The 24883-nt window shown below is 56.1% G+C and carries 17 protein-coding genes; 8 read left to right on the top strand and 9 right to left on the bottom strand.

The window, feature by feature from the left end:
• Window positions 1-13 precede the first annotated feature (13 nt).
• The 5 genes from ACE6ED_RS01405 (at window position 14) to nagZ (ACE6ED_RS01385) (ending at window position 8230) form a co-directional block, all read left to right on the top strand.
• Window positions 14-1690 (top strand): extracellular solute-binding protein, encoded by a 1677-nt coding sequence (locus tag ACE6ED_RS01405; RefSeq protein WP_410825157.1) that lies wholly within the window; start codon window positions 14-16, stop codon window positions 1688-1690.
• A gap of 126 nt (window positions 1691-1816) precedes the next feature.
• Complete coding sequence (locus ACE6ED_RS01400) at window positions 1817-2809, top strand: N-acetylglucosamine kinase (protein WP_410825156.1); 993 nt, start codon at window positions 1817-1819, stop codon at window positions 2807-2809.
• Window positions 2794-4107: a 6-phospho-beta-glucosidase gene (locus ACE6ED_RS01395; protein ID WP_410825155.1), complete on the top strand. Its 1314-nt coding sequence runs from the start codon at window positions 2794-2796 to the stop codon at window positions 4105-4107. Before ACE6ED_RS01400 ends, ACE6ED_RS01395 begins: the two co-directional genes overlap by 16 nt.
• An 883-nt stretch (window positions 4108-4990) precedes the next feature.
• A complete protein-coding gene (gene nagZ, locus ACE6ED_RS01390; protein ID WP_410825154.1) occupies window positions 4991-6550 on the top strand; it encodes a beta-N-acetylhexosaminidase in 1560 nt (519 codons plus the stop codon).
• A 66-nt stretch (window positions 6551-6616) separates the two neighbouring features.
• Entirely contained in the window at window positions 6617-8230 is a 1614-nt protein-coding gene (gene nagZ, locus ACE6ED_RS01385; RefSeq protein ID WP_410825153.1) for a beta-N-acetylhexosaminidase, read from the top strand.
• A 79-nt stretch (window positions 8231-8309) separates the two neighbouring features.
• On the opposite strand, the gene ACE6ED_RS01380 is transcribed toward nagZ (ACE6ED_RS01385), so the two are convergent.
• The 5 genes from ACE6ED_RS01380 to ACE6ED_RS01360 all read right to left on the bottom strand — a co-directional run bounded on the left by ACE6ED_RS01380 (window position 8310) and on the right by ACE6ED_RS01360 (window position 12856).
• Entirely contained in the window at window positions 8310-8528 is a 219-nt protein-coding gene (locus ACE6ED_RS01380) for a hypothetical protein (protein ID WP_410825152.1), read from the bottom strand.
• 218 nt (window positions 8529-8746) lie between these two features.
• Window positions 8747-10357: a hypothetical protein gene (locus ACE6ED_RS01375; protein WP_410825151.1), complete on the bottom strand. Its 1611-nt coding sequence runs from the start codon at window positions 10355-10357 to the stop codon at window positions 8747-8749.
• Window positions 10350-11063 carry an ABC transporter ATP-binding protein gene (locus tag ACE6ED_RS01370; protein ID WP_410825150.1) on the bottom strand — a complete coding sequence of 238 codons (714 nt, stop codon included), beginning with the start codon at window positions 11061-11063 and terminating at the stop codon, window positions 10350-10352. The genes ACE6ED_RS01375 and ACE6ED_RS01370 overlap by 8 nt, the downstream gene beginning before the upstream one ends.
• A 153-nt stretch (window positions 11064-11216) precedes the next feature.
• Entirely contained in the window at window positions 11217-12575 is a 1359-nt protein-coding gene (locus ACE6ED_RS01365; protein WP_410825149.1) for a PFL family protein, read from the bottom strand.
• 11 nt (window positions 12576-12586) lie between these two features.
• A complete protein-coding gene (locus ACE6ED_RS01360; protein ID WP_410825148.1) occupies window positions 12587-12856 on the bottom strand; it encodes an ACT domain-containing protein in 270 nt (89 codons plus the stop codon).
• Window positions 12857-13370: 514 nt separating this feature from the next.
• Between ACE6ED_RS01360 and ACE6ED_RS01355 the strand changes: the two genes are divergently transcribed.
• A complete protein-coding gene (locus ACE6ED_RS01355; RefSeq protein ID WP_410825147.1) occupies window positions 13371-14672 on the top strand; it encodes an MFS transporter in 1302 nt (433 codons plus the stop codon).
• 182 nt (window positions 14673-14854) lie between these two features.
• On the opposite strand, the gene ACE6ED_RS01350 is transcribed toward ACE6ED_RS01355, so the two are convergent.
• Both ACE6ED_RS01350 and ACE6ED_RS01345 read right to left on the bottom strand, forming a co-directional pair.
• Entirely contained in the window at window positions 14855-17968 is a 3114-nt protein-coding gene (locus ACE6ED_RS01350) for an ATP-binding response regulator (protein ID WP_410825146.1), read from the bottom strand.
• A 134-nt stretch (window positions 17969-18102) separates the two neighbouring features.
• Window positions 18103-18378 (bottom strand): DUF2087 domain-containing protein, encoded by a 276-nt coding sequence (locus ACE6ED_RS01345; protein ID WP_410825145.1) that lies wholly within the window; start codon window positions 18376-18378, stop codon window positions 18103-18105.
• Between the two features lie 656 nt (window positions 18379-19034).
• Between ACE6ED_RS01345 and ACE6ED_RS01340 the strand changes: the two genes are divergently transcribed.
• Window positions 19035-22286 (top strand): DEAD/DEAH box helicase, encoded by a 3252-nt coding sequence (locus ACE6ED_RS01340; RefSeq protein WP_410825144.1) that lies wholly within the window; start codon window positions 19035-19037, stop codon window positions 22284-22286.
• Window positions 22287-22590: 304 nt separating this feature from the next.
• Window positions 22591-23049: a hypothetical protein gene (locus tag ACE6ED_RS01335; RefSeq protein WP_410825143.1), complete on the top strand. Its 459-nt coding sequence runs from the start codon at window positions 22591-22593 to the stop codon at window positions 23047-23049.
• A 257-nt stretch (window positions 23050-23306) separates the two neighbouring features.
• On the opposite strand, the gene ACE6ED_RS01330 is transcribed toward ACE6ED_RS01335, so the two are convergent.
• Both ACE6ED_RS01330 and ACE6ED_RS01325 read right to left on the bottom strand, forming a co-directional pair.
• Window positions 23307-23711, bottom strand: coding sequence for a CBS domain-containing protein (locus ACE6ED_RS01330; protein WP_410825142.1), 405 nt, complete (start codon window positions 23709-23711; stop codon window positions 23307-23309).
• A 100-nt stretch (window positions 23712-23811) separates the two neighbouring features.
• Window positions 23812-24840, bottom strand: coding sequence for an alpha/beta fold hydrolase (locus tag ACE6ED_RS01325; protein ID WP_410825141.1), 1029 nt, complete (start codon window positions 24838-24840; stop codon window positions 23812-23814).
• Between the last annotated feature and the right edge of the window lie 43 nt (window positions 24841-24883).

The raw sequence follows: 24883 nt of genomic DNA, 5'->3' as shown, positions 1-24883 counted from the left end.
AGGGGGACTTGCGATGAAATCCGGTATAAAAAGGCTTCTCTCATTGACGGCGGTAATCAGCTTGGCGATTGGACTGACGGGGTGCTTCAGCAGCAATAATGCGCCTTCGAATTCGGCCGACCCGGCGGGGTCTGGCGGTAACGGCAACACGCCCAAGGCGGATGCATCCGCCCAAAGCGGGTATGAACTGGGCAAGGAACCGCTGGAGTTCTCGTTCTACGGTCATTATGACTGGTATACGATGCCAAACTGGGGCGATGACCTCTCGTCCAAGTGGATTAAGGAAAACAAAAAGGTTAACGTTGTTCCCATCAGCTCGGGCGGCAATGCAAAGCAGAAGCTCAGTACGATGATCGTCTCCGGGGAGCTTCCGGATGTGATCTGGACAGAACGCGGGGCCGACGTGGAGCAGCTGCGGCAGGCCGGGGTGCTGGTGCCTTTTGACGATTATCTCGATAAATATCCGAACCTGAAAAAATGGGCGGGCCAAGAGACGCTCGATATGCTCCGGTCCGAAGACGGCAAGCTGTATCAGTTCCCGAACTGGTATACGACCCAACCGAACGGCAACACCGGTTATCTGGTCAATAAAAAAATCTACAACGAACTTGGCGCGCCAAGTCTTGAAACAACGGAAGATCTGCACAAATATTTACTGGACGTCAAAGCGAAATATCCGGATGTCATTCCGCTTGAAGTTGGACAGGGTGCCGAAGGGATCGATGTGCTGTCGTCCGCTTTTGCCGAAAACCGGCCTTATGCATACAGCGCACTGAGCATGATGGCGATCCCGAGCGGAAGCGAAATGACGTCCGTCTTCAAAGATGAGGCTTTCCGTTCGTCGCTTGTTTACGCGAACCAGCTGTACCGGGACCGGCTGATCAGCCAGGATGCGTTCACCCAGACGATGGAACAGGTGGAGCAGAAAGTAATCACGGGCAAAATCGCCGTTTACGCAGCATCCAGTCCAACCGAATTCGGGGCGATCGGCAATGCGCTTCTGAAGGAGCAGGACCCGGAAGCAGGCTACATTATGGTGTGGCCGATTCACAAGCCGGGCCTCGACAAAAACAAGATTTTCCCCGGATCCTACAACCAGCTCGGCTGGAACGTCAGCGTCATCACGACGGCGGCCAAAAATCCGGAAGCGATTTTCGCCTTCCTCGACTGGTACACGGGGCCGGAAGGCCAGCGGATCATCATGTGGGGACCTGAAGGGCTCTATTGGGATGGAACGGATGACGAAGAAGCGCCGCTTTTCACTGAGAAATTCACCTCCGATACCAAAGGGCGCGATGAGCTGATGAATGCCACCGTCAATCTGCAGTGGACCGGCAACACCGTCTATGTCGATAACTCCAAGATGAAATTCGAAGCCTCACTGCCGGAGGACAAGAAAAGCTGGGAAACGAAATGGCAGTCCGAAATCACTTGGAAAACACAATACGATACGACGGAATTCGTTAATCTGGCGCCGTCCGGTGATTCCCAGGAAGGTATTATCTCGCAAAGCGTAAGCGAAATTTACGAAAAAGCGAGAGCGCAAGCCGTGCTGAACGCCGGTAGCGAAGCCGAGGTGCTCTCCATCCTCGATAAAGCGGACGAGGACGCTCAAAAAGTTGGATATGCGGATCTGCTGAAGTTCAAAACGCAAAAGTGGCAGGAGAACTTGAGCAAGCTTGGCAAATAAGCAGAAAAAAGACTATGACGCAATTTCGCAAATAAACTACTCACCCGCGAGACGCCGGGCCTTTAGGCAGCGGATGCTGTGCCGCAGCCAGGGTCCGGCCGATGCGGGCAATGGGAGCGGGAGACTGTGAACTACTATTTGGGCGTTGACGGAGGGGGCAGCAAAACGCTGGCGGTCGTAACCGATCAGGCCGGCCGGATTATCGGGCGGGGGGAAAGCGGCTGCGGCAATCATCAGACGGGAGCGGATCGCGCCGAGCTGAATATTCGTTTAGCGGTGGACCAGGCGATGAAGCAGGCCGGACTAAGCCGCGCGGATATAGCCTTTGCGCTGTTCGGGCTGGCCGGGGCCGACCGGGAAGCCGATTTTCGGATTCTTCGGCCGATGATCGCGGGGCTGGGTTTCCAGCGCCACGGCATCGTGTGCGATACAGTGATCGGCCTGCGGGCCGGGACACGCCAGCCCGACGGCGTGGTCGTCATCTGCGGCACAGGCACCAACTGCTACGGAATCAACCGGCTTGGCCAAGAGCTGCAGATCGGCGGGTTTGGTTATGCCTTCGGCGATTTTGGCGGGGGCTCGGATCTGGCGGTGGAGGTGTTCCGCTCCGTCATCCGCTCCTGGGAGGGGCGGGAAATGCCGACCCGCCTGTCGGAAGCCGCACTGAAAACACTCGGCTTCCAGACGGAAGAAGAACTGTTCCATCACTATCTGGACCATAAGAAACGGATTCCGCATCATCTCGCCAAGCTGCTGTTTGACGTGGCGGAGCATGATGAAATTGCCCGGGCCATTCTCCGCAGGCAGGGCAGGGAGCTTGGCCTGACGGCCGCCGCGGTCATCCGCAAGCTGGGGATGGAGCGGGACAGCTTTGACCTGGTGATGGCGGGGAGTGTGCTGACCCGGGGAGACAGCCGTTTCGTTGTTCCCTACATTGAAGCGGAAATCAGTCTGGTGGCTCCGGGCTGCCGGCTTGCCATGCTGACGCTTGAGCCGGTGGCGGGTGCAGTTTACTTGGCGATTGAGCAGGCCGGGGGTACGGTGCCGGATATCGTATATGACAATATGCACCAACAACTTTCTGTAAAGGCGGCGAATGCGGTATGGGTCAACGATTGAAAGTAGCGGTGATCGGGGGAGGCTCCTCGTATACGCCGGAGCTAATCGAAGGTTTTATTCTGAATTACTCCACGTTTCCTGTAACTGAAATCGTCCTGGTTGATATCCAGGCAGGTTTCCGCAAGCTGTCCATCGTCGGGCAGCTTGCCCAGCGTATGGTGGCCAAATCCGGGCTGCCGATTGAAGTGAAGCTGACGCTGGACCGGCGCTCCGCGCTGGAAGGCGCGGATTTTGTCTCCACCCAAATGCGTGTCGGCATGCTGGAGGCCCGGGAATGGGATGAGACGATCCCGCTGAAATACGGGATGATCGGGCAGGAGACGACGGGACCGGGCGGGATGATGAAGGCGCTGCGGACCATTCCGGTGCTGCTGGAGATTGCGCGGGATATGGAAGAGCTGTGCCCGAATGCGTGGCTGCTTAACTTTACAAACCCGGCGGGAATGGTGACGGAAGCGATCAACAAACATTCCAACATCCGCTCAATCGGGCTCTGCAATGCGCCCATCGGGGCTTATAAATGGCTGTCCTCGCTGTATCAGGTACCGCCTGAACGGATCTACTGCGAGTTTGCGGGACTGAACCATCTGCACTGGATCAGCCAAATTACCGTGGACGGCGAATCGAAGCTGCCGGAGCTGCTGGCTAACCGGGACGGATATTCTGCCCGGAATGTGCCGCAGTATGAATGGAACGCCAGCCTGCTGCGTACGGTTGGTGCGATTCCGTCTTATTATTTGAAATATTATTATTTGCACCGGGAGCTGCTTGCCGAGCAGCAGGCTTCCGCCGCCAAAGGCGAAACCCGCGCGCAGGTGGTACAGCGGCTTGAAGATGAGCTGTTCGATTTGTATCAGAACCCGAATCTGGCCGAAAAGCCGAAGCAGCTGGAGCAGCGGGGCGGGGCCTATTATTCGGAAGCGGCCGTCCGGCTGATGAACTCGCTGTACAACGACTCGGGCGATATTCAGACACTGAATGTCCCGAACCGTGGAATTCTGGATTTCCTGCCGGACGACGCCTGCATTGAAGTCAACTGCGAGGTACGCAAGGACGGCCCTGTTCCGGTGCCGGTCACAGTAGTCCCCGAAGCGGTTAAAGGCCTGATCCATGCGGTAAAAACGTATGAACAGCTTGCGATTCAGGCCGCGGTCACCGGCTGCCGGGAAACAGCGCTGACTGCGCTGGCTCATCATCCGCTGGTACCGTCGGTGAATGATGCCGAAGCGATGCTGGACGAGATGCTGGAGCGGAATCAGGCGTATTTGCCGCGTTTTTTTGAGCATGCGGCCAAGTAGGCGTTCCGCAAGTAAGGCAGACATACCGCATGTAAGCTTACCGCAAGTAAGCATGCGCGCCAGCAAGGTTGCAACTAAGTGAGTATGCAGCCTAGAGTCTGTACGCAAACTTATTTCAGCCATAACCTCATCGAAATCAACGTCAAAAAAGCCTTGAACATGCTGGCTGTCTTTTCATAGCGGGTTGGCAAGCGCCGATAACTTTTCATTTTATTAAAAAAGCATTCGATTTAATGCCGTTTTTTATAAGTATCCTTTAAATGCCGTTCTCTATAAGTATCCTTGTCGTAAGCTCGTTTCTTATACCGGTTTCGCTTGCTCGGAATGACGGGAGTTGCGTTTTGTTTTTTTAGCAAGGCAATCATTACACCGGTGTCGTAAGCCCGATCGGCCAACACTTCTCGATTCTGTAGCTCCAGGGTTGAAGCATTTCGTAACCCGTCACGGAATCGTGTGATTGTCCAGGTGTGAATTCAAAGCGTAGGTACAAGTTGACGGACTCAGAGGACCCTATTTGCTGACTATTCCGTGTTTTGGCAAAGTGACGGACTCAGATGCGCCTATTTACGCGGAGAATCCATCGTTTGAATGTTTTCGGTACGAATAACGGATCTGGAGTCCGCCAGGCCTACCAAAAGCCCAAGAATTTCAGAAATAACGTCCCCTGAGTCCGGAAAGACCTCTGTATCGCGGTTCTGTGATAATCCACTGCGGGTGCCGGTAATGGTGGGCTGTTTCGACGAGCACCCGCGGCAAATGTGCATTGCCAGCCTTACTGGAGAGGATTCGTAGATCGATACGACGGTTCAGACACTGAATGGTTCGCCTGCCGGATTCACTAGACTGAGCAGGCCGCGAACTGGCTTAGAGAGGAGAAGCGACAATGACGAAACCCGTTCCGACGGAGCTGAGCCTGGAGCAAAAAGCGGCCCGGCTCTGCGTAACCGGTCTCCCCGGTCTGGTGGCGGACCCTGCCTTTTCGAACAGATTCGCAAACACAGGTTTCGGCGGCATTGGCCTGTTTACGCATAACATTTCGTCGGAAAAACAGCTGCGGAAGCTAGTGCAGGATGTCAAGGAGAATGCCCGCCGAAACGGGCAGCGGGAGCCCTATTTTATGTCCATCGACGAAGAAGGCGGGAGCTTGTCCAACCTGAAGGCCTTTTATCCGCAGCTGCCGGGCAACCGTGCGGTAGGTCTCACCGGGGAAGCTGACTGCGCTTATGAACACGGCCTGCTGCTTGGCAGCCAGCTTGCTGCGCTTGGCATCCCGATGGACTGGGCGCCCGTGCTCGATGTGAACACGAATATCGGGAATCCGGTGGTCGGCATCCGGTCGTTTGGAGAAGATCCGGCGGTGGTAGCGGATCTTGGAGCGGCTTACATCCGGGGGATGCACCGGGCGGGGACTGCCGTAACTGCCAAGCATTTTCCGGGCCATGGGCAGGTGGACGGCGATTCACATGTGGAGCTGCCCTACTGCGGACTAACTCTGGAGGAGCTGAAGAAGGGACCGCTGCTGCCGTTTGCGGCAGCAGTACAGGCTGGAGCGGAAGCCATCATGGTGGCGCATATTGTGTTTCCGGCCATTTCTGAAGCCGGAGGGCTGCCCGCGTCGCTTAGTCCGTTTTTTGTTACCCGGCTGCTGCGTGAAGAAATGGGTTACGAAGGCATTATCTGCACGGATGATGTGGAAATGGGGGCAATCCGCAGTACGTATGAGCCTGAAGCGATCGGCGAGATGGCTATCCAAGCAGGAAACGATCTTGTGCTGATGTGCCATACCCCTTCCTTTCAGGACCGGGTGGCGGCAGGTATTGTGGAAGCGGTAAAAGCAGGCCGGATTGCGGAATCCCGGCTTGATGCCTCCCTTGCACGGCTGGAGCGGCTGAGCGCAGCCATGGCGGAACTTGCTGACCGGGCGGACCCGGTGCCAGCCGGGGAGTGGACGCGGCGGACGCTGGAACTGGCCCGGCGCACGGTACGGGTGAGCGCCGATCCCAAGGGGCTGCTGCCGGTCACGGCAGGACGGCGGTATGCCCTTGTGCTGCCGCGCCCGGAGCGGTTTACCTTGGCGGATAACTCGCATACCACGGATGTACCCCTCCACCGCCTGCTTGAAGCCAAGGGGCTGGAAACCAACGAATTCAGCTGTCCGCTTCATCCGTCAGACAAAGACATCAATCGGTTAATGGAAGAATTAAGTTCGTATGATACCGTGATTATGGGAACGCTGAATGCCCATCTGCATACCGGCCAGCTGCGTCTGGCTGAAGCCGTCTCGGCGGCGAAACCGCTCATAACCGTCTGTCTGCGCGACCCTTATGACAAAGCTTATCTGCCAAATGCAGCGGCGTGTGTGCTGGCCTGCTCGGCGGACCCTTCGACGCTGGAAGCGGTGGCTGATCTGATTGTGGCCCGCTCCGCAGTACCGGAGGAGTAGGCTGCCCGCGCAAGTGCAGAGGCCGCCCCCGGACTCACTACCCCAGTTGAACAGGAGCTGAAACGAATGACAGCTGAACACCCGGATCTGGACCGGATCCGCAAAAAAGTCGGCCGCATGTTTATGTGCGGATTCGACGGCATGCAGCCAAGCGATTCCATTCTAAAGCTGATTTCGGACTATGAAATCGGCGGCGTGATTTATTTCCGCCGCAACATCGGGTCCGTTGAACAAATCCACGCCTGTTCCTCAGCGCTGCAGGCCGCATCTAAGGAGCCGCTTTTGATAGCGGTAGATCAGGAGGGCGGCATGGTGGCCCGCATTGAAGCCGGCGTAACGCTGATGCCCGGCAATATGGCGCTGGGGGCGGCGGGCGATCCGGCGGCTGTACGGCAGGCCGCCGCCATCGCCGGAGCCGAGCTGCGCCACATCGGCATCAATATGAACTTTGCTCCCTGCGTCGACGTGAACAACAACCCGGCCAATCCGGTGATCGGGGTCCGTTCATACGGCGAATCGCCGGAGCTGGTCGGCGAGCTGGGCGCCGCGGCGGCTTCGGGTTATATGGAAGCCGGTGTGGCCGCCACTCTGAAGCATTTTCCCGGTCACGGGGATACGGACACCGATTCGCATCTGGCCTTGCCCACGATCCCGCATGACCGTGAGCGGCTGGAACGGGTTGAGCTGGCGCCGTTCCGCCGGATTATTGCGGAAGGCGTCGATGCTGTGATGACGGCTCATGTCGTGTTTCCGGCTTACGAGCAGGCGTCTGTTCCTGCGACGTTGTCCTCCCGCATTTTGACGGGACTGCTTCGGGAGCAGCTTGGCTTTGAAGGCGTGATCGTTACCGACTGCCTGGAGATGAACGCCATCTCGTTAACCGTCGGTGTAGGGAAAGGAGCGGTTGAGGCGGTAAAAGCCGGCTCCGATCTGATTTTGGTCTGTCACCGTTATGACCGCCAGGTGGAGGCGATTGAAGCGGTGGCTGACGCCGTGCTGCGGGGAGAAATTACCGAGGAGCGAATTGATGCGTCCATCCGCAGACTGCGTCTGCTGAAAGCCAAACGCTCGATTGGGAACGGCAGCGCCGGAGACTTCGAAAGCGTCCGACCCCAGCTCGCAAAGTCTTCCTCCCTGCAGCTGGCCGAAGCATTTAGCGAGCGCAGCATCACGCTGGTCCGTGATGAAGGGTTCCTCCCGCTGGATCCGTCCGAACCGGTGTATGTCGTCTGGCCGGAGGTCCGGGTGGCCCATGAGGTGGTGGAGGCGCTGCATGAAGAGGTGACGTTAGGCCGGGCCCTTGGCGAACTGCTGCCGGAGGTCAAAGAGCGTATTATCGACGTCCATCCCGACACCGCAGAAATCGGGGACGTACTGCGGGAGAGTCTCACGTATTCCCAAATCGTCGCCGTAACCTATAATGCCGGGTTTTCGCCAGGCCAGCAGGAACTGGTCCAGGCGCTGCTGGAGCGGGACGGCGTACGTCTTATTGTGCTGGCGGCGCGCAATCCCTTCGACTACACCGCGATACCCGGCATCCGGACTTATCTCGCAAGCTATGAAAACAAACCGCCGGCGATGCGCGCCGCCGCCAAGGTGCTGACCGGCCGGATTCCGGCCCGCGGCGTGCTGCCGGTCACTGTCGGCGAATACCGGGCGGGGACGGGCAGCACGGGATAAATAGGCAAACGGCCGCCTGGATAATCCGGGCGGCCGTTTTCAGTCTGTCCGGCTTCCGGAGCGGCCGGAAGCGGGCGGGCTATTTTCTTTTTTTGCGCCGTTTGACCGACGATACGGTACAGATTTCATCCTTCACACTAACCACCGGTACATGGTAAGGCATGGGCACGCAGTAGTGCTGTCTAATAATTTCAATGGGATGTACGACCTGCACCGGCTGCGGGTGAAACACCGGATCGTACACCGTTTGAGTGGGGGCAACAACCGTCTGTGGGGGACAAGGGGAAGACCAAGGCATTGTTAACTCAGCTCCTTTGCTCTAGTACTTATCCCTATAGTACGCTGGCCCGCATCTTCCGCCTGTACATTCGGCCAGTTAAGCGGTAAATAGGCCCGGAAATCAGGCGGTTGTCCATACTAAGCCGCGACTGCCATGACTGCCAGCTGCCTTAAGTATTGACTGCCAGATTGCGGACAAACGGCTTTAACCCTGGCTGCCAGTCAGGCGGCCGTTTGTTATTTTACTCTGAAGGTTTTGTGTGCCAGCTTGCGGACGGCAGTTGTCGATGCCGCCAAATATACAAATGACACGGTAATAATGAAATAAGCAAAACCGTTTGTGCCCGCAAACCGCAGGCTGATCACTGTCAGAAAGGAGATAAGGCCGCTCGCCAGCAGATACAGCGGGTTTCTGACGTTAAGTTCGGTGGAATAGGGCTGGAGCAAATAATACAGGCTGAGATGATAAGCAGAAAAAAATAACGACAACGCGAGAATACCGCCAGCGAGGAGCAGGCCTTCACCTGCCGCCATCGGTGCACCGGTCAGCCAAAACAGGATCAGCACAGCAGCGGCAAGGGCCGCCGCCGGAATCAGATTTAAACCCGCGAGGCGCAGCAGACGAATCCGGTAATGGGTCCGGACCGCGTCCGGCTTTTTGTAGAAGCCGTACCGCAGTAGGGGCAGATCACAGTTGTAAAACATCGCTTTGCACACCTTTTCGCCAATCGACAGAAAATACAAAATCATCATGGAAAAGGGCAAGACGGTCCGCCGCAGGAATCCGGCCACCTCTGCTTTTTCGTCAGGCAGGAACAAAATCACGCTGACGCCAACCAGGAACACAACCAGGATTGCCCACAGCCGCTGCAGAACCGGCCGCAGCAGAAACCGCCGGTGGCGTTCAAAAAACAGCGCGTTCAAATACGTGTAACCCGTTTTGTTTTCGTGTTTCCCGCTCTGCAGCCGGTCCGCCGAGATATCCCCGTCTTTGATGGAAACGGAAGCGACCTGGACGTCTTTCACCATCTGCCCGACGTTCAGAAAAGGATCATCGATTTTGGTGATCGCCTCCATCGCGGCAGGGTACCGCCGGTAGCGGATCAAGTAAGCGGCTGCTGCCCCTGCCGCCAGGAGCAGGAGCGCGGACAGCGGGTGGAACATCAGCCGGTCCACAGCCGGCTGCCAGCCAGCAAGCAGCGGCAGGAACGCCGCGGCAGAACCAAGGCCGATGCCGATCCACACCCACACGCTGTTTTTAATCAGGTTGATCCCGGTTTTGTCGAACACAACAAGATGCAGCGCTTCCGCGCCAAGCCGCCAGCTTGTGACGAGCACAGCCAGCCAGACCCCCTGCCATACCGGACCTCCAAGCATAGCGATGGTAAGCGACAGGGCGGCGGCATACGTCACCAGGAACAAGCCGTACCGCAGGAGCAAAAACGAACGGACGTAACGGGCGGCAGGCATACGCATCAGCTTGACGCAGACGTATTTTTCCCGTTTCGGCTCCAGGATGGCGGCACTTGCGAACAGGGCGGCTCCAAAGCTTAAGCACAGAAAAACATGCAGAAAAGAGGGAAAAATGGCCAGCCCCGGCTCCCTGTCCACAAGCATCATAACAGGCAGCCAGATGACTATGAACAGATAGGCGAGTTTCGTCGCCACAAATCCCAGCGCCCCCAAAATCATCGTCAATGCCGACAGCTTGCGCTTCAAGGCCATGTTCGCATAAAAGCCGTCGCCAAGCAGCCTGCCGATCCAGGGCAGACGCTGGAGGTAGAAGTAGAGGCGGTTGGTCCACGAAACGATACGGAGAACGGTGATGCTGCGGATCGTATCAAGCATGGCTTTCATCCTTTAAGAGGGCGATGATGCGCTCCTCGAATTCTTTTTCCTCCCGGGTGCCCGGCGGAACCTCTTCCAGCCGTCCGTTGTTCAGCAGAACAAGGTCGTCGCACAAATCGGCGGCCAGCTGCAAAATATGCGTGGAAAAAATAAGTATATGATCCTGCTTCATTTCCCGCAGCAGTTTTTTGATCTCCAGCGCCACAACAACGTCAAACGAAGTCAGCGGTTCGTCCAGCAGAATGACCGGCGGGCGTGTAATAAAAAAACACAGCATCTGCACTTTGTTTTTCATGCCGTGCGAGTACCCTTTAATCAGCCGGTGACGGTCCTCGGGCTCGATTTTGACAATGTCGAAGTAATCATCTATGCTCCGCCCGTCCAGGCGGCGTTGTCCTTCGCCATTGATTTCGATAAAAAACTTGACGAACTCGTAGCCGGTAAGAAATTCCGGAAGAATCGGCAGCGAATAGACGTAACCTATATCCTCCTGCCGCAGCTCGCGCCTTGTCTCCCCGTCCACCAGATAAAACGATCCGCCGTCAATTCCGGCTTCCCCGCTGAGACAGTTAAACAGCGATGTTTTGCCCGCGCCGTTGCGTCCCAGCAGGCCGTAAATCCGCCCCTGCTCAAAGGTGTGGGTACAGCCTTTCAGCACCTCTTTGTCCCCAAAACTTTTGCGTATCCCGTCCAAAACCAGTTTCATCCCGGTTAGCCGCCTCCCTCTGTATCATGAATATGTATATGTGACTTGACCTTAAGCAAAAAAAGAGTGGTACCGCGCCAAATGCACAGTCCACCCTGTATTTACGAACAAACGGTCCGGGACGTTTCAATCGATTCCGGCTATGAAGCCGCCTTAATTCTTGAAGCTGTGAATCGGAGCCGGAATGCGGCCGCCGCGCGCGATGAACGGGGCGCAGTCGAAACCGTTCACCGGCATCACCGGCGCATAGCCGAGCAGGCCACCGAATTCGACAATTTCGCCAACTTCCTTCCCGATCACCGGAATGATGCGGACGGCGGTTGTCTTGTTGTTGACCATGCCAATCGCAGCTTCGTCGGCGATGATGCCGGAAATCGTCGCGGCGGACGTGCTGCCCGGAATCGCGATCATATCGAGCCCGACGGAGCAGACACAGGTCATGGCTTCCAGCTTCTCCAGCGTCAGCGCGCCGCGCTGCACCGCTTCAATCATGCCGTGGTCCTCGCTGACCGGGATGAATGCGCCGCTTAATCCTCCTACATATGAGGAGGCCATCACGCCGCCTTTTTTTACATTATCGTTTAAAATCGCGAGCGCAGCCGTCGTTCCCGGAGCTCCCGCTTCCTCCAGCCCCATCGTCTGGAAGATTTCGGCGATGGAATCGCCAATCTCCGGTGTGGGGGCGAGCGACAGGTCGATAATGCCAAACGGCACGCCCAGCCGCTTGGAGGCTTCCTGGGCGACCAGCTGGCCAACCCGGGTGACCTTGAAGGCGGTGCGTTTGATCGTCTCGCACAACGTCTCAAAATCCTTGCCTTTGACCTCATCCAGCGCGCGTTTGACAACGCCCGGGCCGCTGACGCCTACATTTATGACGCATTCGCGTTCCCCGACGCCGTGGAAAGCGCCCGCCATAAACGGGTTGTCCTCAACCGAATTGCAAAACACAACCAGCTTGGCGCAGCCGATCGACCCCCGGTCTGCCGTCCGTTCGGCCGTCTGCCGGATGATGTCGCCCATCAGCTTCACCGCGTCCATATTGATGCCGCTGCGGGACGAGCCGACATTGACGGAGGAGCAGACGCGTTCGGTGACGGCCAGCGCTTCCGGGATGCTGTCGATCAGCATGCGGTCGCCTTTGGTGCAGCCCTTATGCACGAGCGCGGAGAAGCCGCCGATGAAGTTAACGCCAACTTCTTTGGCGGCCTTGTCCAGCGTTTCGGCAACAGGCACAAAGGAATCGGTATGCAGCCCGCCGGCCGCAATGGAAATGGGGGTAACGGAGATCCGCTTGTTTACGATCGGGACGCCGAACTGGCGTTCCAGATCTTCTCCGGTCCGAACCAGGCGCTCTGCGGAGCGGGTGATTTTGTCGTAAATGTTCCGGTTGAACACCGCGACATCCGAATGCGCGCAGTCCATCAGGCTGATGCCCATGGTAATTGTCCGCACATCCAGATTCATTTCGCGGATCATCGTATTTGTTTCTTGCACTTCTACACGCGAAATCATGGGAGGCCTCCTTAAATGCGGTGCATGATATTAAAAATGTCTTCGTGCTGCAGCTTGATTTCGACGCCAATGGAGGCGCCAAGCGCCTGCAGCTCTTCCACCAGTGTCTCAAATGCCTGGGTCGGCTCGGTAATGTCGACAATCATCATCATATTAAAATATCCCTGAATGATCGTCTGCGAAATGTCGAGAATGTTGACGTTATGCTCCGCGAGATAAGTGCAGACGGCAGCAATGATGCCGACTTTGTCTTTGCCAAGTACCGTAATAATCCCTTTCAATGCCAAAAGCCTCCCTTATAAGTTCGCTCCGCTTCCCCAAATGGAAGGAACGCGATTCGTTTCGCCTATTATGGCAAAAGTTGCGAAATGCGGCAATGGTCGTTTTGTTGAATATTTTTGGCGGGTTCATAAGGTGTATGAATACCATTGGTGATGGATGCATGATTCCAACGAGCAGCGGGCGAGTAGTAGGCGCCATGTTTGGCAGAAAGGAAATTCACAAACACCGGCGTACCATTACCCCTGCCGGCTTCAGAGCAAAGATCTATTGCGCACTGGCCTGGGTTCTGGTAATATGCGGAACATATTAAACGAGAAATGAGGGAATAGAATGCGACAAACCAACTTGAACACGAATCGACAGGGAAGCCGGGCAGATCAATCCATTAACAATAATAATATCCGGAGGCGTCTCGCCAATCCTTATGGCGGTTGTGTGACTGCGGCGGTTTAGCGCTGCTAAGCTGTTTCCTAATAACCGATGTGGGACGCCTTCCAGGGAAGGCGGAAACAAATGAAGTCTTTGAACACGGCAAAAGTATATAATTTTCTCAGTTTTATGATGGCACTTGCGAGCAGCACGATTTTTACTACATACAGCATTTATTATATAACGCGTCTTGGGCTGAATCCGCTGGAGCTTGTGCTCGTCGGAACGGTGCTGGAGGTGACCGTCCTGCTGTTTGAGGGAATCACGGGGGTGGTTGCGGATTATTACAGCCGTAAGTGGTCTGTAATTATCGGCGCTTTTGTTCTCGGCTGCGGATTTCTGTATGAAGGGAGCATTGTCTGGCTTGGGGCTTTTGACGGCTCCGGTTCCGCGGTGGGCTGGGTGCTGGGGGCTCAGGTCATCTTTGGCATCGGCTGGACCTTTGTCAGCGGCGCAAACACGGCATGGATGGTCGACGAGCTGGGCGAGGAACAGGCGGGTGCTGTACTTGTCCGGTCCAAGCGTTACGAGCTTATGGCCAGTCTGCTAGGGATTCCGCTCAGCGTGGCCCTGTCTACAGCAGCCTCCAATGCTCCTTATCTGGCGGGTGGCGTAATGTATTTGGCGCTGGGAGCAGTACTGGTGTTAACCATGCGTGAAACAAAATTTGTCCGCCCTTCGCGTCCGGCGCGGAGCAGCATGTTTGATGGACTAAAAGGCATGAAGGACACCTGGGTCAGCGGACTGCGGACGATCCGGGGCAACCGGCTGCTGATCCTGCTCACCGGGGTGACCCTGGTAACGGGAGCGGCATCGGAAGGATATGACCGGCTGTGGGAAAGCCTGATCCTCCGGGATATCGGCTTTCCCGCCAGCGGGTTATCCCCGGCAGGCTGGTTCGGAATGATTGCCGCGGCCGGAACCCTTCTCAGTCTGGCGGCGGTATGGACCGCGGAGAAATGGGTGGACTCAGCGCGGATGCGGCTGGTCACGGCCTTACTCCTTGGTCTGGCCGGCATCCGGGTCCTCGCGCTTGCGGGGCTTGCTTTTGCGCCGGGCTTTGGTTGGGCACTGGCGGCCGTGCTGCTGATCGGAACCGCTCAAGCAGTGGGCGAGCCTTACTACAATGCCTGGCTGAACCGGAACCTGCAGAGTGCGAACCGGGCGACGGTGCTGTCGATGATCAACCAGACCGATGCGCTCGGCCAAAGCGCCGGCGGTCCGTTTGTCGGCTGGGTGGCCGGACGTTTTTCTGTCCGCACCGGTATGCTTGCGGCCGGTCTGCTGCTTATGCCGCTGCTCGGTGTATATGGCGGCGTGCTGGCCCGCCAGAGACGTCAAGCCGCTGCCGGTAACGGTGACGGCGGGGAGTCCAAAACGATCTAGTATGAGAGGTTGACAGGGGGAGAACACGGGATGCCGGTAAACCGTGAAACCGGGAAACCGTGAAATCGTGAAACCAAAATCAGGTATCCGTTAACTTCATCCGCCCGCTTAAATTACGCCAGCGGCCGGCCCGATTAATCGGGCCGGCCGCTTTTTCATTTGTTTCCTATAGCTGCACCAAACTACACCGGGATGCTAAAAGTAACCGTTGTTCCTTCGCCGGGGCTGCTTGCGATCGTCAAGCCTTCGCCGTAACGCTGTTTCAGCCTGCGGTGCGTATTAACGAGTCCAATGCCGCGTCCAGCGTCCGAACCGCTCTCCAGGAGGCTTCGGACCTTGTCTTCGTCCATCCCGATTCCGTCGTCCGAGATCAGAAACCGGACGGCCGCAAGTTCGCTCCAGATCCGAATCTTCAGCGTTCCGCCGGCAGAACGCCCCAGCAATCCGTGTTTCACCGCATTTTCTGCCAAAGGCTGAACGGTCAGCGGAGGGAGCAGCAGCGAAAGTCCTTCTTCCACCTCCCACACCACCCGCAGCCGGTCTTCAAAACGTTCTTGTTCAATATACAAGTAGGCGCGGACAAGCTCCAGCTCATGTGACAGCGGCACCAGCTTGGCGGAATTAAGAAAATCAATGCTGATCCGCATATAGTCGATAAACGCATCTCCAAGCGAACGCATTTTGGCGGTATCGAATTCGGCGAGCGTCAAAATGGAATTCAGCGTATTAAATAAAAAATGCGGGTGAATCTGCGCCTGCAAATAAGCAGCTTCCATACGCAGGGCATCATTAACCGACTGCCTCAGCGCAGCGAGCGCGGCAACCCGGTTTTTCAGCTCAAGCGCGCCGACGGGTTTGGTGACATAATCGTTGGCCCCGGCTTGGAACCCCGCCGCAATATCTTCAGGTCTGCTTCTGGCGGTCAGCAGCAGGATGGGCAGCTCGGATAGCGTATACCGCTCGCGGATCATCCGGGTCAGTTCATAGCCGGACAGGCGGGGCATCATGACATCCAGAATCAGCAGATCCCAGGGCTGGGCGCCAATCAGCGTCAAAGCTTCATTTGCGGATGTCGCGGTCCGGATAGAGTAGGCGTCTTCTCCCAAAATACCCGACAGCACCTTCAGATTCACCGGGTCATCGTCTACGGCTAAAATCCGTGTCCGGCTGTCTCCTCCAGCCAGAACCTCCGCTCCCGGACCCGCCTGTTCATACCGCCCGGCAGCGGCTTCGTCGACCGGTGTCAGCAGCCATTCTGCAGCGGCCGGGGATGCTGCTTCCGAATTCGCAGACAAAGCGGCAGGGGAAGTGGTCAACGGCAGCGTGAAGCTGAAGACGGAGCCTTGGCCGGGAAGTGAATCCGCCTGCAGGGTCCCGCCATGCAAAGCAACGAGCTGTCTGGCGATATCGAGTCCCAATCCGATTCCTCCGGCTACCTGTCCCTGGGGGCCTTGTTCATAAGGCCGGAAAATCCGCTGTATCGTCTCAGCGTCCATCCCGACGCCGGTATCGGCGACACGTATAAGCATTGTGCCGGATTCCTGCTGGACGGCTCCGTCAATGGTGATTGTCCCCGCTTCGGTAAATTTGATGGCATTATGGATCAGATTAAACAGAACCTGCACGATCCGCTGCTCGTCCGCCCACACGGCAGGGAGTGACGGAGGAAACCTCAGTTCGATGGAGATATTTTTGCCGTCACTCAGATAACGCAGCATGTCGACAACGCCAGCGGCGGCGGATTCGATCCGGACAGCTCCCCGGTTCAGTTCAACCCCCTTGGATTTCAGCGTAACCATATCCAGCAAATCATCCACCAGATGAGACATCCTTTTGCCTATGGAGAGCAGCAGCTCCAGGTTGTTTTGGCTGCGTCCGTCGAGTACGCTGCGGCTGGAAGCCAGCACATCGTGGGCGATATTGACCATGCCGTGCAGCGGCGTGCGAAGCTCATGCGAAGTGTTCGCCAGGAATTGGTCCTTTAACCGGTCTTCCGCTTTCAACTGCTCATTCAGCCGTTCGTTTTCCGTGGAGTTGCGGATGTAACGTTTAAACCAATAGGCCGAAAAGCAGAGAATCGCTGCAATAATATCCACGGGGTAATAAATATTGCTGTGAGTCTTCATTAGCGGCATGGCGGCCCAGCCGGCGCTGGAACCGATGCTTGCGGCAGCCAGCAGCATATAGACGGTGTCTTTTTGCTGTGTCCGCACCATCCGGAAAATCAGAATAAGCGACCAGAGCATCGGCCCGAAATACAAAATCGGGAACATCAAAAACTTATAATAAGAGATGTAAATCCACTCAGTCGATACCATTAAAATGAACGCGGAGTACAAAGTCAGAATGGCTACATAACCTTGATACAGTCTGTTTTTTTGAGGACTTCCCGAAAAGAAGCGGGACATAAACAGAAAGAAAAAGGGCAGCCACAAATAAGTGAGAATCCGGATTTTGATCAGCCACGCATAGTTCAGCGACAGCCAAAGCGCAAAAATGGCATGGTTCGCCGTTATAACTGACAATCCCGCGGTGATCAGCAACAGGAAAAAGACCAGCAGCATGCGCTCCTTCCGGTTAAACAGGTAGATGATCAAGGTATACAAGGCATGCAGCATCAAAATAAAAAAGGTTGCCAGCTCAAAGCCGACGGAATAAAAATGCTCGTTATCGATAACTGACTGAGGCCCGAAACGGATGGATTTCACCATACCGCCCAAGGTGGGATGGTCGTAGTTGGATACCTGAACTAACAGATCGATTTGAGCGGGATTTTCTTTGTCATAGGTAGCGATATAGTAAATATTGCTCGGGATGGCTTCCGCAGAATCGCTTGCCGGCCGGCTAAGCGTCGGAATCTCCGTACCGTTGATTTCCATTTTTGATGCCGACTGAATATTCTCCACCCAAAACGACAATGGTTCGTCCGGGACGGAGTCAAAAAGGATCTGCAGGCGATAGGTCCCGTAGCCGAAAGAGGGTTTGTCGTCGTCAGGAAGCGCGTCGCTCCAGTCGCCCGGCACCTGCACGTAACCCTGCTTCAGCGGCTCGGAAGCAAGTAGATCGCTGTAGCGGACAAACGTTTCCGGGTAGAAGGTCCACTCCCCGTCGAGCGGGATGGAAGGAGCGCTGTGCCAGTTGATCCCGCGGAGATCCATCACGCCGTTGACGGCCTTTGGAGGATGGTCCAGATGATAAGGCTGATACCAGGCAAAACGGATAACGGCCAGAAGCGACAGGTAAACCAACATGATCAAAAGGTGTTTTATGTAGTGGATGATGGTTTTATTTTTCATGATTCCTTCAATTCGATCAAGCGGAGGATAATTCCTTCTAAGCTGTAAAAACAGCCGATAACAGCTGGTCGCCCCCTGTTTAGCCAAGCGGTTAGGCGGGGCCACAAGGGGCGAAACAGCTGCGGTGTAGTGTATTATTCTGACTCCGGAAGCTCTGCGGCCCAGTAGGAGGCTCCGTCCTCCGTCCGTTTCAGCCGGCCCGCATCGACCAGCTCGCGCCGCATGTGACATGGATCGCCCCAGATGTGGAGCGTGTTCAACCGCTCATTCACCTCCCGCTCGGTGAACATGCGGCCGCGGGGGAAGCTCGCTGCCATATGGTCGAGCACAAGCAGCTGGTTGCTTCGTTTTGCGGGCCAGGTGTGCACTATGCGTTCTGAATTCAAAAAGTTATCCAGCTTGTTTTTCATCGTAATCCCTCCTTGTTATTTAGCTGTACAACTAATTATACACATATCTAATTAAAGTTATATATAAGTATATGGTATTAAAGGGATTGGGTAAAAGATCCGTGGTTTCTGGAAGCCGTGGCATATCAAAAAAACCTAACCTCCTTTCTGCAAGAGGATAGGGTCATCAATGCAGCAGGCGAAGCAAATCCCGGCTGTAACCCTCCTGGCATTCCACCTCGATGGAGGCTGCTCCAAGGGACATGAACAGAGCGGCCAGCTCATGAAATTTTGTTCAAAAGTCTTATGATGAAACTGCTGGACCGGGTAGTAAACATCCGGCTTGTGAGGATGGGCAGCGTATAGGGTATCCGGCCGGGGATGTCCTGCGGAAAATTTTAGGCAGGGCGCATCCAGCGCGGACAACTCGATCACCTTGCTTTGTCTGAAATGCAGCCGGACCGCTTCAAATTCCGCTTCGGTTAAGGTATGATTTTGTTCTGAAAGCCAGGGAATGCAGCACGCGCACATTGCTTGTCGGGTTCATCGCAGAAGGCCACCTTTATATGAGAATATGGAACGATTATAGCGGGAAGCGGTAAGGGGCTACAGGATAATCAATGTAAGGATTTAGCATATATTAAGACGTTGTGTCCGCCATGCGGAAGGAGGCTGCTATGGGATTTGTGCTGAATGAAACAGTTATCCGGCATTTATGCGGCCGGTTCGCCTGCGAAGACGGAGAAGAGCTGCTCCGGGAAAGGGCCGTCCGCTTTATGGATGGCGATCCGGCGGTCGAGCCGTTTGTGGCGGATATCAGAGATAAAACGGAACGGTTCCGGGTACATGCAGATCTATCCGACCCCGAAGAAATCCGTGCGGAATGCGATTGTCCGGCCTATCACCCGGAGGATCAGTACTGCCGCCATATTGCGGCGGTGCTCTTGGCCTGCCACAGAGGGGAAAGCGTTCCCTCTGCTGTTCCGGGAAACGCCGGCTTCCCCTCGGTTGCCGACAAGATATTGGCATTGTTTGACGATGGACCCCGTATCCCGACCCGGGCGGGCCGCCTATTTGATTCAAGAACCGTGCTTGCGGCAGAGTTTTTGGTTAAGATTCAAACGTCAGGCGCCGTGACCGGATTTCTGCTGGAGTTAAAAATCGGTCCGAAGCGGCTGTTTGCGGTGAAGGAACCGGCAGTGCTGCTGGACCGGATGGAGCGGCGGGAGCCGTATTCGTTTACCCGCAGCTTCACCTACGATCCGGAGCTGTACAGCTTCCGGCCGGAGGACGATGCGGTGCTGCGCGTTCTGGCCCGCCTTGTCCACGGTGAGGCGTTATATCCGGAGATGCCTGATTCAGCGGGAGCTGGCAGAGGCATCTTTATACCGCCCTCCCGGTGGAAGGAGCTGCTGCCGCTCCTTCGGGCGGCGGGGTCTGCCAAACTGTCGTCCGGCGGAAGAGTGTACGAAGGTCTCCAGGCGGGCGAAGGCGTCCTGCCGCTGACCTTTGTATTCGACCGCGGCGCCGGGTCTGCGGAGGAATACCGCCTGACGGTCAATGAGCCGGAAGACTTTGTGCTGCTGCCGGCCTATGAGACGGCTGTGGCGGACGGTGTGCTATATCCGCTCACTTCGGGGCAGGCAAGCAAGCTGGCAGGATTAAAGCGGATTATGGAAGAAGCGCGAAGCAGCCGGATTCCCGTTCGTTCCGATACTGCGGAGGTTTATCTGGAGAAGGTGATTCCGAGTCTGCGCCGGATCGGCACCGTTCATCTTACCGAGCCGGTCTCCCGCCAGCTCGTCCAAACCCCGCTTAAGGCTAGCCTGTTTCTTGACCGCGTCAAGGACCGGCTGCTTGCCGGGCTGGAGTTTCAGTACGGGCCAATCCTCATTAATCCGCTGGAGCATACGCGGACCGTGAGGGAAGAAAACGGGCTTTTGGTACGCGACGGCGAAGCCGAACGGGAGATTTTGGAGCTGATGGCCCGCTGTCCGTTTGTGGAGACCGAAGGTGGTTACGTGCTCGCCGACCAGGAAGAGGAGTTTGATTTTCTCTACCGCGTGCTGCCGCAGCTAGGCAAAAAGCTCCGCGTCTACGCCACCACGGCGGTCAAATTGAATATGGAATTCATCCAGACCGCACCGAGCATTAAAGTGGAGCTGGAAGAACGGACGGAATGGCTTGAATTCTCCTTTGATATCGATGGGATTCCCGAGTCGGAAATCCGCCGCGTGCTGCAGTCATTGACCGAGAAACGGCGGTTTCACCGTCTGAAAAACGGGATGCTGCTGCCGCTCGATACCGACGAGTTCAGGGCCATAACCGCCTTTCTGATCGATCCGGATCTTGGAAAATGGGACAAGGCGAACCGCATGCGGGTGCCTGTGCTCCGGGGGCTGCAGGCTTTGGAGCATACAGATGACGGCCGGGCTGTCCGGCTCGGTAAATCGCTCCGGCTGCTGCTGGAACGGCTGCGGAATCCCGACCACACCGACGCCCCGGTTCCCGCAGGTCTTGCTCCGGTGCTGCGGGATTACCAGGTTTACGGCTACCAGTGGATGAAGACGCTGGCTTCCTACCGGTTTGGTGGCATTTTGGCCGATGAAATGGGGCTGGGCAAGACGGTTCAAGCGATCGCTTTTCTTGTGTCTGTACTGCCCGAAATCCGTCAGGACAAGCAGCCCGCCCTTGTGGTTTGTCCCGCCTCGCTGATGTATAACTGGTTATATGAATTCAGCAGATTCGCTCCCGGCCTTCGTGTAAATGTGCTGGATGGCAGCAAAGAAGACCGCCTCCGCAAATCCCGCCAGGAGGCGGATGTGATGATTACTTCTTACCCGCTGCTGCGCATGGATGCGGAGCAGGGCCGTAAAGCGGCATATCACACCTTAATTTTGGATGAAGCGCAGTTTTTCAAAAACCATTACACCCAAACGGCGCAGGCGGTGAAGTCGATTTCCGCACGCTACCGTTTTGCGCTCACCGGCACGCCGGTCGAGAACCGGCTGGAGGAGCTGTGGTCGATTTGCGAAGCGGTTTTACCGGGCTTGTTCCCGGACCGGCGGGCGTTTGCGGAAATGCCGCGTGAGACCGTTGCCAGGCGTATCCGGCCTTTTCTGCTGAGACGGCTCAAAGCCGATTGTCTGCGCGAGCTGCCGGACAAAATCGAATCCTTGCAGTCCTCGGCCCTGCTGCCCGAGCAGCGTACGCTCTATGCCGCTTACCTCGCGGAGTTGAAGCACGAAGCGCTGAAACATTTGAGCGCAGGCACGCTGAAAAAACAGCGGGTCCGGATTCTCGCCGGCATCACCCGGCTCCGGCAGCTGTGCTGCCATCCGGGGCTTTTTATCGAAGGGTATACAGGCAGCTCCGCCAAGTTTGAGCAGCTGCTTGAACTGCTGGAGGAATACCGGGGGCTTGGAAGACGGATTCTTGTTTTCTCGCAGTTTACGGAGATGCTGAAACGGATTGGCACTGAGCTGGCCGACCGGGGAATGCCGTTTTTTTACCTGGATGGCAGCACCCCTCCCAAGGAACGGGTGGAACTGTGCGACCGGTACAATATGGGCGAACGGGATTTGTTCCTGATGTCATTGAAGGCGGGAGGGACAGGCCTGAACCTGACAGGAGCGGACACAATCATCCTGTATGATTTGTGGTGGAATCCCGCGGTGGAGCAGCAGGCGGCCGACCGGGCGCACCGGATCGGGCAAAAACAGGTGGTTCAGGTCATCCGCCTTGTCGCCAAGGGGACGGTTGAAGAAAAAATGGTTGAGCTGCAGCAGAAGAAAAAAAACCTGATCGACGAGGTGGTCCAGCCGGGGCACGGCAACCTGGAGGGCCTCACCGACGAGGATATCCGGGAGCTGCTGGCGCTGGACGCTCCGGGTTTGTCCGCTGTTCTGGCGGAAGGAACGGATATTTAAGACCGGACAGGATAGAGAGCTAGCCAAAGATGAGTGATGGATGGCGGAGAAGGGGTACAATCTGCTGCCAGGCAGAGTAACGGCAATCGCCGGATGGAAGAACCAGCATTCATCCGGCGTACGGCTTACCGGCCGCTGCCTGGGCGGCGGGTGATCCGGCGCTCTGGTGAGGGGGGCTGCTGAGAGATTCCCCTGCACCGCTTTCTTTTTTTACATTTATGGAATCTGGAGGTAATTAATATCACAGTCAGAGCTCCTGCGCTCCTCTATAATGTAAGCGTTATCAAAAAGGAGGAGCGAGGAAATGCGGACTGCGCTTGGAACGATGGACAGAAGGATTGTCATAGGTCTTGGTCTTCAGTACGCCCTGATGGAGTGGTTTGCCGCAGGCAAAGCGGCGGTTGTTGTGACGACGCTGGAGATCGTTGCGTTTGCATTGTATACGGTGGCCGGGTTGACGGGGTTTGTCATCGGCGGAGTCAAACGGATAGGACAGCCGGTATCGGGGGCATTCCCGCTGTTTATGCTGGTGCTGTGGACGGTAGCTTTGTTTTCCCATCTGAAGAGCGGGATTCATCCCCCGGCCGCACATGCGTTTAACGCTGCTGGAATGGCCACCTCCGCCATTATCCTGTGTACCGTCTTGTTCGCGCTGAATCCGGAACTACCGGCGGAAACGGGGGACAAAAAAACGGATCCGCAACTCCGGTTTGAAGCCGCTCCGCAGCCCGAAACGAAGCCGGGAATTGATATTCGGACCTGAGCCCCGGAACCAAAGCCGGAAGCTGAAGCGCGTAATGACCTCCGGACTAAAGCCGGAAGCCGAAGCGTGTAATGACGTCCGGAACTGTAGCCGGAAAGCGATGCCCGTAATCAAAATTCCGATCTCGAAGTGACCGCAGAACGGAACAGAAGTCCGAAGCCGGTTCCTCGAACCGAACTCCGGACCTCAACTTCAGCTTTATCCGCTTCCTTTTTTGCAGAATGACGGAAAAAATGCCGGGCTTATCTTAAGCTGTGTTAATCCATAATCCCGCGGTTGTAATATTCGATGATATCCTTGCGGCGGATAATGCCGAGGAACTGACCGCCGGTATCCGTAACCGGAACAAAGTTCTGATCCGCCGCCAGGCTCAGCATGTCCTCCATTTCGGCATCAATCATCACACTTTCGTTCACGAACCGCCGCGGCACATCCGCCACCGTAACGGACCTCATACCTTCAAACGTCAGTCCCGGCGTATCTTTCAGCTTCCACAGCAGATCCCCTTCGGACAAAGTCCCGGCATACCGGCCCTCGTCATCGACGATGGGAATGGCCGTGTAATGGTATTGTTCCAGCTGGCGCATCGCATCGTACATGGATAGCGACAGGGATACATAAGATACTTGCTCTTTTGGCAATAAAAAGTGGGAAATCTCCATCGTCCAGATCGCTCCTTACCGTGTTAGATTTCGCTTCACTTCTCATTAAAACACACGACAGGCGGGTTGGGATGACAATATCTTAAATTTTTCACAAAACTTAAGGCCGCAGCAGGCGAAGCACCTCGTCCACTACCAGCTCCGGTTCGTCATGAATGATCATGTGTCCGCTTTGTTTTGCCACGACCCACCGGCTTCGCTGCGACAGCTTCAGCATGTTGCGCTGGCCTTCCTGCCAGATCTGTTCAAGCTTGCGGCCGGCTTGCTCCGACAGACCCGCCTGCGCATAATCCTGCGGCAATCCCCGGGCAATGACCGTTACGGGCAGCGAGCCTAGATCTTGTCCCCGGACCGCATCCTCCGTACTGCCGATCAAAGCGGCTTCTTCTTCCTTAGCCTCAAAATAAGACCGTTTCGCTATAACATTTACAAACCGTTCCCGGTCCTCCTCCGGCACCAGGCCTTCGAGCAGGAAGTCTTTAAAAATGCGCATTGCACCGGAAGACTTCAACAGGGAGAGCAGGCCCGACTGCGGATTTCCTTGATAGCCCTCCTGCTCCAAAATGGGGCGTGTCAACCGTTCATCATCTTCAGGTCTTGCATCAATCAGAACCAGGCCGGCGACTTCATCCGGATATTTCTCCGCATACAGCCGGGTGTAGAGTCCGCCAAGGGAATGTCCCACAAGCAGATAAGGACCTGTTAGACCTTCCGCACGCAGCGCGGTGCGCAGTTCATTCACCACATTGTCGCCGGTCCGTTCGGAAGCGGCGGGTTCGCTCCAGGCGTAACCCGCCCGGTCGTAGGATACGACGGTTGCATATTTGGACAGCTCTGCCGGGATGTTTCTCCAGGATAAGCTCGTTTCTCCGCTTCCAGCTTCCATGACGATCACCGGCGAACCGTTGCCTTGAATTTGAAGATGGAGCCGGTGGCCGCCGACGTCAACCAGCTTGCCGGGCGGCGGGTAAGCGGAAGCCGCCCGCTTGTCCGCTATCCATTCATATCCAAAACCAAGGCCTATAAGCAGCAGCAAAACGGCAAGGAATCCTAGCGACACCCGCAGCAGCTTTTTGCGGAAGGGCGTTTTCTTTCGTTCAGTAGTGGGTGCGGCAGTGGATGGGTTCATGATTCAGTTCTCCTTTTTGATACAATGTATTAAATAAACACGA

The organism is Paenibacillus nanchangensis (assembly GCF_046543445.1).
In the GTDB taxonomy this organism is placed as follows: Bacteria; Bacillota; Bacilli; order Paenibacillales; family Paenibacillaceae; genus Paenibacillus_AQ; species Paenibacillus_AQ nanchangensis.
The sequence above is the reverse complement of the archived record's forward strand: the minus strand, read 5'-3'. Positions and strand labels throughout refer to the sequence as shown.